Here is a 9,460-nt window from a genome sequence, read left to right as displayed (position 1 = left end):
GTTCCCGGGCCGCGAAGATCGTGCCGAGCTTGACCGCGGTGGGGTAGACGTCGTTGGTGGACTGGCTGAGGTTGACGTGGTCGTTGGGGTGCAGCCGGGCGTAGTCGCCCTTCGGGTGCCCGAGGATTTCCAGGGCGCGGTTGGCGATGACCTCGTTGGCGTTCATGTTCGAGGAGGTCCCGGCGCCGCCCTGGATGACGTCGACGACGAATTGTTCGCTGAGTTTGCCGTTCATGATCTCGGTGCAGGCTTGCCCGATGGCGGCGGCACGCCCGGCGTCGAGCAGTCCGAGCTCGTGGTTGGTGCGGGTGGCGGCGAGTTTCACGGCGGCCAGGCCGCGGACCAGGTGCATGTTGGAGGACAGTGGTTGGCCGGTGATGGGGAAGTTCTCCACGGCCCGGAGGGTGTGGACGCCCCAGTAGGCGCCGGCGGGAACATCCCGGTCACCCAGGAGGTCGTGTTCGGAGCGGGTGTCCGGGGCGGTATGGACATTGGTCATTGGGTCCTCACAGGGCTTCGTTGACGGGTTTGGACGGAAAAATCTGGGGCAGGCCTGAGTGACGCCGCTGCCAGCACGGTGGGCATGGTTGTTCCAGGGCAAAGAGACCGCGCGGGGCCTGCGGCGACTGCAGCAGGGGAGGTGGGTGAGATCCGAGGTTTAGGATCTAGCGCGTATGGCCGGACCTGGAGTTTCCGCTTCCGGGGACGATGGTGCCCAGGGCGCATTCAACCCCGTGCAGATGCATCCTCATGGCCTGGGATGCTTCGTCGGCTGATCCACTCTCGATGGCAGCGAAAATGCGGGCGTGCTCCTGACCCGATTCTTTGCGCCGGTCCGCCACGAGGTTAAGCGTGTTCGATTGGTTGGCCATGGCGTCACAGATGTCGGACAGGAATGATTCGAACACGCCATTGCCGCTGCACCGGGCGATGGTCACGTGGAACTCGGTGTTCAAAAGCACCCACTGCTGGAGATCGTCCTCCTCGGACATTTCCCGGAGGATTTCCCGAAGGGCCTCCAGGTCTTCGTTGCTGCGGCGTTGGGCGGCGAGGCCCGCGGCCGGCACTTCCACGTGGGGGCGGGCTTCCACGAGGGCGCTGGCCGAATATTTGCCGAGCTTGAGGTCCTGGGCCACCTTGTCAGCGATGACGAAGGTGCCTTTACCCGTGTGGGTGGCCGTGAGTCCCAACGCGGTGCAGGAACGCAGCGCCTCCCTGACCATCGTGCGGCTCACGCCGTACTGTTTGGCCAGCGATGCCTCTGAGTCCAGGCGGGTGCCGACAGGGATCTTGCCGCCTTCGATTGCGCTGCGGAGGGATGCGAAGACCGCTTCGGCCGCGCCGACGCGTACCACTCGATCTTGTGCAGCTGTCCAGCTGTCCAACAGGTCCATACGAAGACTATGGCACCTGTCACACAGACCGTCAAGGAAGTTCCGAATATGTCGTGACGGGGGCGGCCTCACTCGCCACGTGTGGCCGAAGGGGGAGCGGCGTTTTTTAGCCGAGTTGCTGCGGTTGCTGGTGGTCGCCGGCGAAATGTGTCGGGTGCGGCTGGTGATTGCGATGCTTTGAGCTGGCCATTTTGCGGTGTGTACAAAGTACACACATTGGGCTTCGGACCGGGCCGTACCGGTGTCGGATCGGACAGAATTCCGCATGTTTCCGCGGGAGCCCAGTGATTGCGAGGGCAGGAATGCAGTTCGAGTCCCACCTCGGGCACGTGTTTTCCCTGTTCAGGGGCTTGTAGCCGCTGAATGTGTCCAAATGTCCTTTTATGGGCCCCTAGGGCCCATTTTTGTTGGTGTCTGGCGCGGTCTGGTAGATGTGGCATGAGGCGTTCTCCGGTATTCATCGTCTCGATCCATCCGAACGGATGGATCCGACGCGAATTCTCAACACAATCACCTGGACCGCTGGGGCAAGTCCGGCCTCCACGAACCTTAAGCCGTCAGCGCGTGCCGGCCGCATGGACGGCCGCGGCTGGCTGGCCCTGCCGTGACTGGCTCCACGCCATACAGCTACCCGATGCAGCCATGAGCAAGGCACCGGCCGGTTGTGTCGGAAGGCTGCTGCCCGTGGTCGCCTGCCCCAGCACGACGCCGAGGAGGTAGAACAGTACGGCGCCGGCAATCCATAGCGCCCCGGCCCAACGGGGGAGCGTCCGGGACTGCCAGACCGCGACTCCAAGCAAGACGTTGCCAACGAACGCGAGCAGCAGCCCGAGCAGGAACGAGACCGTCATGGCGGATGGAAACTCCAGAAGCATGACGTCCCGGTTCCCTTCCAGATACGCCTTCCCGATCGCGGGAGTGGCGAAAGTGGAGAGGACAGCGGGGACCATTAGCAAGGCAGTTCCTGCGACGGTGATGACTGTTGCTGCCAGTGCCAGGCGGCCGACGCGGCTGTTGGCCAGGCAGCAGCCCAGCGCGAACACCCCGAAGATGGCGAGGATGGTGCCTGCGTAGCTGCCGAGCAAGTGGCTGGATTGATACGAGCCCGAGCTGACGAACCGTGCCCAGGCGTCTGGATCCTTTTGCTGGTCCGGCTGAGACTCAAGCGTGGCCCAGGCGGTGATCAGACCGTAAAGGGGCAGTGTCCACAACCCCGCCCGGATCCAGTGGGTGATGTTCTGTGCGTTCATGGACCGCCTCCTTCCCCGACCACGTGCCCGCCGCCTGCCCGGAAACAGGGCGACGCCTGCCCCAGCGTAGTTCCAGAACGCATCCCGGGCTAGGGTGCGCGTTGACTCACGGGAAAGGTCCGCGGTAGTGCAAAGCTGCGGTGCATCCCGGTCTGGGCGCGCGCTGAGCCGGGAGCAGATGGCCGACTGGCGGGCAATCTACCCACTCCTTCGAATCGGGCAGCGAATCGTGCCTGCACGGTATCTGCGCGCGCTCCGCTGACCGTAGGCTCCATCCCCCGGGGGACAGAATGAGGCACACTTCCCGACCAACTTTCTGGGTTCCCCGCTCCCTCTCAAACTCGATTCGGGCTCGGGAGCGCCCGTTCCATTTCGAGAACCATTCGACGGAATCGCAGGTAAAGGCGGCGTCGAGGCATTGCCCCGGTCAATGGACCCTAGCGACCCGGACCGGGTCCGGCTAGCATCCGGTTGTTACTCCCTTAAACAGAAGGGTCGCATGTCCGAGGAACCAGTAAAGAACCTCGTGCTCGTGCACGGCGGCTTCGTCGACGGATCAGGCTGGCAAGGTGTCTACGACCTGCTGATCGCGGACGGCTACAGAGCCAAAATCGTCCAGAACCCGACCGTGTCCCTTGCCCGCCACGTCTCCGCGCCCAGGATGAGGATCGGCGGCTGGCGGTCCCACCTGAGAGACACTCGCAGGCGCCGACTGGTTCGATCACCCAGAGCTGACCGCTTCACGCAGGTCCCCACCTCGTGACCGGACCCCATTCCCCCAAACAGATTCCGTTCAAGCAAGGACAGATCATGCCTGACACATATGTAATCGAGGAGTCGGAGTACCCGGTCGTCTTCTCTGACAGCCCTGACTCTCCGGCCGCTGAATTTCTGGTCGAAGAAAGACCGCGCTCAATCAGGGACCTCTACCGCCTCGGAATCATCCACCCCGCCATCCCGGAGGAAGATCTGAACGACATCCAACGCAGTCTCGAGCATGCCTCTGTGCCTGATGTGGTTTTCTCTGAGGGTAACCACGGTGTTGTGTCGTCCCGAGAGATCGAGGGCACTGCAACCATTCCGCAGGAAGTTGTGATGGTGCGTGACGCGGTCAGCCGCGCAACGGCGATGCTTATCGCTCGTGGCCATTCTCCTGCCCTGGCGAAGCTGACCGCTGAGAAAGGTGCGCGTTTCATTTCACCGGTCCGCGACGCATTTCCGGTGTGGAAGGAGGTCCGGCTTCTGGACCGCGACCTCGAAGTGCGAGGCCTGCTGTTCCTCAAACGATCGATCAACGCGCTGACGGCCGGGAACGTGAAGTTCCACCAGTACGGCTGGATCGTACCGGAGAGCAGCCACTTCCTGCTCACCTGCAACGAGATGGTCGGTGCCCCGCCTACACCATTGGAGATTCCCCTGGTGGTGGAGGAAATGACCAAGCCCGGCCCGCATCCGCCGATAGAGGGCTATACGGATCGTCTTGCCATCTCCGAGATCCTCGCTCGAGTGGAGGCTGTCACGGCCGGCTGGCGCTGAACTTAACAGCAGCAAACCCATCAGAGACTTAACCTCACCAGAACAGGAGATCCTAAAATGGGCGGCATCGACAAGCGGGGAACGGATGGCGGCGATGGCGCGGCTGGCGCTGCCGGAGGAGACGGACCGCAGGGACAAGGGGGATTCGGAGCGGTGTGCAGTGGCTGGTTCTTCGTCACCGACACTGGTGCCACGCGCGGCGGACGTGGCGGTGATGGCGGCATCGGCGGCCCCGGCGCGGATGGCTTGCCAGGCGGCAAGGGCGGCACCGTTGAACTACACGTGAGCGTCCTCGGCAGCGACGTATCTGTCGACGCTTCAGGCGGCAACGGAGGAAAAGGTGGCAACGGAGGAAAAGGTGGCGCCGGCGGCAAGGGCGGAAAGGGCGGCGACGGAAACGACTGCGAGCCCGGCGCTTACGGCGGCGCAGGAGGGAATGGAGCCCAGGGCGGGATTGGAGGTCGGGGCGGCGACGCGGGCGCAGCCGGAGACATCCTCGTCTTTTACATTTCCGACCAAAGCGGTGGCCAGAGCGTGTTCAAGGCGAAGTCAGGAGACCCCGGCAAAGGAGGAGACCCGGGCCCGGGAGGTGCCGCGGGGGTCACCGGCGACAGCGGCGCCCGAGGCGACTTCAGCCACGCCAGCACTGACCCTGGCCAGCCATCCACACCGGGCCTCGCGGGGCCCAGCGGCGCTCCCGGTCAAATGGGCACGGCGCGCGACGACAAAGACAAGGTCAAATTCCAGCAGGTGACGGTGATTTAGTGTCGAACATCCCGCCCTAACACGGCTCGCGCAACCCTGCTCCCAGATAGTCCAGGGATTTGAAGTGGCTCCGGGCAATGCGGTGGCCACCAACCCGAGGAAGGTGTGGCGTTCCGCTGTCCGAGGTCGTCTAGATAGTCGAGCATGCGCCTGCCAGGTCGCCGGGTCCTACGGATTCTTCCGCGGGCGAGCCGCGTCAACGTCAGGGCTGCCCGGTCCGGGCTGTCGTCGACCAGTCCCATGGACCAACGCTACCCACCCCGCCAAAGCCTTCTTCCCTTTCAACTGTGGCCACAGGGCGTATGCCGGTGGATTTCTGCCCATCATTAAGGCCATGGCGTCGGTGACCCAGGCAGATCTGAGCGACAGTTGCTTCCGCGGCGGCCGAGAAGGGGCCGAAGTGGCCCTCGACGGCCCCGGGGGATTCCTCTTTGATGACGTCGGCGTTGATCCCTGCGCCGGGCATGACACCCTCGGCCGGCCCGGTGCTCCGTGACGGGGCCATCAGGTTGGAGACATTGCTCGCCGCATACACGCCGCGGATTCAGGCGGGCTAGTGTTTGGACAAGCGTGGACGGGAGCGCTCGATGATGCTGGTGGTCGCAGCAATTGCTGTGAGGGCTGTCGCCAGCAGAAGTGGTGCCCAAACCGTCTGTGCGATAGTTGCACCCGCGACGGCTGTTCCGGCGGATCCTGCTGCGATCTTGAGTGCGCCTACCCAGATGAAGATTTGGCCGCGGGCCTCGATGGGTGCGTATTCGCTTCGCGCGGCGAGGGTTGCCGCGAAGAACATTGCGTTGGCGATCCCTGCCAGGCCGAAGGCAATGAGGGATGTGGGGAGTGTCGGAGAAAGCATCACGAGTATCAGCGTTGCCGCGACGAGTGCGGAGAGGGAGCTCATGAGAGGGTCTGCGTCGCGGCGAAGCGGTCGGAGCATGAGCCCTGCTGATCCGAGGAGATTCCCTATCCCGTAGGCTGCGACCAGTGTTCCGGCGGCCGCGGCGCCGCCGAACGCGGGAGCTGTGGCAACGGCGTAGATCGGTAGCGCGGCGACAGAGAATGCGACGGTCACGGTGAGTCCGAGTGTGCGGCGCAGCGGACCACGTTCCCATATGAGGCTCAGTGTTCGTCCGGGTGATGGCACCCCAACGGCCTTGTTGGGCGGCTCTTGCTTGGGGAGTGCGAGGACGGCTCCAGCACCAGCGACGGCGGCTCCGGCCAGAACCAGTGTCGCGGTGAGTGCGTCGGATGCTGCCGCGATCCATGCCACTGCTGCCGGGCCGAGGGTGCCGCTGAGTCCGTAGCTTGCGACGTCCCAGCTTTGTGCTCTGCGTTGGCTGCGCCGCCCGGGGCCGGCGATGGAGGGCAGGCGGCTGCTGATCCCGCCGGTGAGCATCGGCCCGAAGATGCCGGAGACGAAGAGCAGCATGGCTGGCCAGATCGGCCAGGCGACGGGCAGGAGCAGTGCAGCAGCACCGAGCAGCACCCCGTGGAGGACTGCGGAGCACGCGATGACCTTGCGTCCGTCACGGGCTGTATCGAGGCGTCGGGCGATGAAGGGGCCGAGCATGTGGGGTGCGGTGATTGATGCTCCCAGGATGCCGGCCAGCCAGCCCGGCATCCCGCAGGCGTGCGCGAGCAGCACGATGGCGACCACTGCGCCGCCGTCTGCGCTTCGCACCAGCGTCGCGGCGAAGACGTAGCGCGCCAGCGCCCCGCCCCGGCGGTACTTCCCGCGTGAAACGCCGAGGCCGGCGCTACGGGTTAAGCCCGAGCTCATCGACAATCCTGCCAACATGGGCACGCTGCTCCGCGGTCAATCCCTGGAGGGGAAGCGGCAGGCACGATGGTGATGCCAGTCCCAGCTGTTCCGCTATGGCCGCAACGACCCGGATACTCCCGCCAAACTCGGCGAACGACTCCCACAACGGTGCAAGCCGTTCGGACTCAGCGGTCGCGTCTGAGACCCGCCCTTCCAGAGCGGCCCGGGTGATCCGCAGCGCCAGGGCGGGCAAGGTGCCGCCGATGACGGAGTACCAGGCATCGCACCCGGCGGCCAGTCCGGCGGCGGCCTTTGCGTCGCCGGAAACTCCGATGGTCACGTGCGCCGGGACGGCGGCGCGGATTTCCTGAACCCGCGCCTGTGCCTGCTCCGGATCGGCCGGCACGCCGGGGATTTTGATGGAGGCGATTCCGGGCAGTTCCGCGATGCGTCCGTAAAGCTCGGTCGTGAAGGTGAAATGGGTGGTGCCCGGGTTGTCATAGACGATCACGGGCAGCGACGAGTTCGCGGTGACGGTCCGGAAGAGTTCGAACACGTCGTTTTCGGTGAGGGGCTGATAGGTCATGGGAGCAAGCAGGAGTGCGGAAGCCCCCGCCTGCTCTGCCATTTCAGCGTTCGCGAGGACGTGTGAGGTCCGCAAGGCCCCAACACCAATGAACACCGGTGTCGCGCCGGCGTGCTCGACGGCAAGACGAGCCACACGGCTCCGTTCCTCGCCGCTCAGATACGCGTAGGAGCCCGTGGATCCGAGCGCGGTAATGGAGCCAACCTTCGCCTCCGAGAGCCGTTCGATCAGGCGAACGAAGGCAGGCTCGTCAACAGCATCATCTGCCAGAGGGGTCAGGGGGAAGGCACTCAAGCCGGTGAACATGGTTATAACTCCTTAGGTCTGAATAACAGGGAAGCAAAGTCTGAGGCACTCCCTGGGGGACTTAGCTGCGGGCCCTGTCAGCAGGGAATTCCCGCGTAGCGACAGTCTGGCGGACCCCCTATTTGGAGGACTGTCGCTTACTTTGGCCCTTGGCCGATGAGGTCGGGGGCGATGCGGGCGCCGGCGTGTTCGCGGGAGCGCGGTCGCCGTCGGCCACCGCGTTGCGCGGCGGCCCCTGCAAGGACGACGAGCGTGATGCCACCGAATTGGGTGAGTGAGGGCTGCTGGTGCAGCACGAGCAGCCCGAGGAGCACCCCGATGGCGGGTTCGAGGGCCATCAGGGTACCGAACGCCGTGGGCGTCATCCGGCGCAGGGCGAGCATCTCGAGCGCCATTGGCAGCACCGGCATCAGGACGGCCAGTCCGAAAGCGACGGAGAGGACACCGAGGTTGAGATGTCCGGCGGACTGCGGGATGCCGACGACCGCTGCCGTGGCAGCTGCGACGGGAACGGTGAGTGAAAGCGCACCGATGCCCGTGAAGCGGTCGCCGATCCGTTGGGTGAGCACAATGTAGACGGCCCACCCGACGGCCGCGAGCCCTGCCAACCCGATACCGGCGAGGTTGATCTCACCAGCCCAAGGTTCGGTCAGAAGGACGACGCCCAGCAGCGCCAGGGCTGGCCAGATAAGCGAGCGTGCGCTGTGGCTGCGCACCCCGGCGACAGTCAGCGGACCGAGGAACTCGATCGCGACGGCGGTGCCGAGCGGGATGCGTTCGATGGAGGCGAGAAACGCGATGGTCATCAGTCCGGTGGCGACACCCAGCCCCAGTAGCACGGGGACGTCGGGGCGGCGCAGCGCGCGCAATGGGGGTCGGGCAACGGCCAGGAAGACGAGCGCCCCCACACTGAGTCTGAGCCAGGCAGTTCCGGCCGGCCCCACCGCCGCGATCAGATCCACTGACAGTGCCGAACTCAGCTGGACTGAGAGCATGGCCGCCACGGCCAGCCCCCACGGCGGAACGGGGACATTCTTGGGGACGCGCTGGCTCACGGCTGACCCCTTCGGGCCTGCCGGTCACCGATCGCTCGTGTCCGGGAGGGGAAGGGCATGTCAGTCTCCTTCATTGAGCATCTTCATTGGTCATCGTGCCGGCGGGGATCAGGCGGCGGGCAACGCCGACGTCGGGACCCAGTAGGGTCAGCCGGGCGATCAGGTCCTCGGCTGCGGCGTGGAGCGCCTCATCGGTCATGGGTTCGAGCGCGTCGAGGATGAACAGCGCGGAGGTGGTCTCCTCGCCGAGCTGGGTGCGGCGTGCCTGGCGCCAGTTCCAGCGCCGGCAGGTCACGCCGGCGTCATCGCGCCACACCACCTCGCCGGATTCCGGGTGCTCGATCACCGTGGCGCCGTCGGCGGCGGTATCAAAGGCTTCCTTGCCGGTGGCTCGAACCAGCCGCGGCGCACCGCTGTAGCGGGTCAGATCCTCCCCACCCAGCGGGACCTGGTGGAGCACTGAAACGGCGTTATAGAGGTCGGTGAGACGGTTCACCCGGGGCAACCCGGACACCGCCCGGCGCAGGAGCGCCTCCAGGCTGTTGCGAGTGCGGTTCGGTTTGGCGCCGAAGCCCTGATAAGCCTCACGCCACGCAGCCACGTGTGGGAGCTGCTCAACCGGCCGGCCGTTGAGCAGCTCCCGGGCTGCGGACTCCGCCGCCTGGAGCATCTCCTCTCCGGCCTGGTCACTCGGGCCAGGGACGAGTCCGTCAACGGCCAGCAGCAAAGCCCGGTAGTCGGGCCGCAGCGCGAACACGGCGGCGTCAACATGGCCGCCGTCGAGAAATTCCTGAAGCATGCCCGAC

General features: G+C 65.4%; 11 protein-coding genes. 4 read left to right on the top strand and 7 right to left on the bottom strand.

Going from position 1 to position 9,460, the window contains the following annotated elements; all coding sequences use genetic code 11:
• From AC1DGD_RS15620 to AC1DGD_RS15610, 3 genes are all read right to left on the bottom strand, one after another.
• On the bottom strand, positions 1-499 hold a 499-nt coding region (locus AC1DGD_RS15620; protein WP_476857418.1), incomplete at its 3' end, for a lyase family protein.
• 166 nt (positions 500-665) lie between these two features.
• A complete protein-coding gene (locus AC1DGD_RS15615) occupies positions 666-1,394 on the bottom strand; it encodes a FadR/GntR family transcriptional regulator (RefSeq protein WP_476851194.1) in 729 nt (242 codons plus the stop codon).
• Between the two features lie 557 nt (positions 1,395-1,951).
• The gene (locus AC1DGD_RS15610; RefSeq protein ID WP_476857417.1) at positions 1,952-2,644 is read right to left on the bottom strand and encodes a DUF4386 family protein; all 693 of its coding nucleotides are present in this window, start codon (positions 2,642-2,644) and stop codon (positions 1,952-1,954) included.
• A gap of 499 nt (positions 2,645-3,143) precedes the next feature.
• Here AC1DGD_RS15610 and AC1DGD_RS15605 point away from each other — a divergent pair, with 499 nt between their 5' ends.
• From AC1DGD_RS15605 to AC1DGD_RS15590, 4 genes are all read left to right on the top strand, one after another.
• On the top strand, positions 3,144-3,407 hold the full coding sequence (locus AC1DGD_RS15605; RefSeq protein ID WP_476851192.1) for a hypothetical protein: 264 nt from the start codon (positions 3,144-3,146) through the stop codon (positions 3,405-3,407).
• Positions 3,408-3,454: 47 nt separating this feature from the next.
• Positions 3,455-4,180 (top strand): hypothetical protein, encoded by a 726-nt coding sequence (locus AC1DGD_RS15600; RefSeq protein WP_476857416.1) that lies wholly within the window; start codon positions 3,455-3,457, stop codon positions 4,178-4,180.
• Positions 4,181-4,237: 57 nt separating this feature from the next.
• Positions 4,238-4,945 (top strand): hypothetical protein, encoded by a 708-nt coding sequence (locus AC1DGD_RS15595; RefSeq protein WP_476857415.1) that lies wholly within the window; start codon positions 4,238-4,240, stop codon positions 4,943-4,945.
• Positions 4,946-5,279: 334 nt separating this feature from the next.
• Positions 5,280-5,441 (top strand): hypothetical protein, encoded by a 162-nt coding sequence (locus AC1DGD_RS15590; protein WP_476857414.1) that lies wholly within the window; start codon positions 5,280-5,282, stop codon positions 5,439-5,441.
• 57 nt (positions 5,442-5,498) lie between these two features.
• Here the strand turns inward: AC1DGD_RS15590 and AC1DGD_RS15585 are convergent, their stop codons facing one another.
• The 4 genes from AC1DGD_RS15585 to AC1DGD_RS15570 form a co-directional block, all read right to left on the bottom strand.
• The gene (locus tag AC1DGD_RS15585) at positions 5,499-6,725 is read right to left on the bottom strand and encodes an MFS transporter (protein WP_476857413.1); all 1,227 of its coding nucleotides are present in this window, start codon (positions 6,723-6,725) and stop codon (positions 5,499-5,501) included.
• A complete protein-coding gene (locus AC1DGD_RS15580; protein ID WP_476857412.1) occupies positions 6,703-7,599 on the bottom strand; it encodes a dihydrodipicolinate synthase family protein in 897 nt (298 codons plus the stop codon). Before AC1DGD_RS15580 ends, AC1DGD_RS15585 begins: the two co-directional genes overlap by 23 nt.
• Before the next feature lie 137 nt (positions 7,600-7,736).
• Entirely contained in the window at positions 7,737-8,654 is a 918-nt protein-coding gene (locus AC1DGD_RS15575; RefSeq protein ID WP_476851188.1) for an EamA family transporter, read from the bottom strand.
• Between the two features lie 70 nt (positions 8,655-8,724).
• Complete coding sequence (locus AC1DGD_RS15570) at positions 8,725-9,453, bottom strand: B3/B4 domain-containing protein (RefSeq protein ID WP_476857411.1); 729 nt, start codon at positions 9,451-9,453, stop codon at positions 8,725-8,727.
• Between the last annotated feature and the right edge of the window lie 7 nt (positions 9,454-9,460).

Source organism: Arthrobacter sp. 05T45 (assembly GCF_056395875.1).
Note: the sequence above shows the minus strand (reverse complement) of the source record. Positions and strands in the feature narration are given on the sequence as shown.

Coding starts and splice junctions, on each gene's coding strand:
- AC1DGD_RS15615 (WP_476851194.1), bottom strand. CDS start 1,394: ATGGACCTGTTGGACAGCTGGACAGCTGCACAAGATCGAGTGGTACGC.
- AC1DGD_RS15610 (WP_476857417.1), bottom strand. CDS start 2,644: ATGAACGCACAGAACATCACCCACTGGATCCGGGCGGGGTTGTGGACA.
- AC1DGD_RS15605 (WP_476851192.1), top strand. CDS start 3,144: ATGTCCGAGGAACCAGTAAAGAACCTCGTGCTCGTGCACGGCGGCTTC.
- AC1DGD_RS15600 (WP_476857416.1), top strand. CDS start 3,455: ATGCCTGACACATATGTAATCGAGGAGTCGGAGTACCCGGTCGTCTTC.
- AC1DGD_RS15595 (WP_476857415.1), top strand. CDS start 4,238: ATGGGCGGCATCGACAAGCGGGGAACGGATGGCGGCGATGGCGCGGCT.
- AC1DGD_RS15590 (WP_476857414.1), top strand. CDS start 5,280: ATGGCGTCGGTGACCCAGGCAGATCTGAGCGACAGTTGCTTCCGCGGC.
- AC1DGD_RS15585 (WP_476857413.1), bottom strand. CDS start 6,725: ATGAGCTCGGGCTTAACCCGTAGCGCCGGCCTCGGCGTTTCACGCGGG.
- AC1DGD_RS15580 (WP_476857412.1), bottom strand. CDS start 7,599: ATGTTCACCGGCTTGAGTGCCTTCCCCCTGACCCCTCTGGCAGATGAT.
- AC1DGD_RS15570 (WP_476857411.1), bottom strand. CDS start 9,453: ATGCTTCAGGAATTTCTCGACGGCGGCCATGTTGACGCCGCCGTGTTC.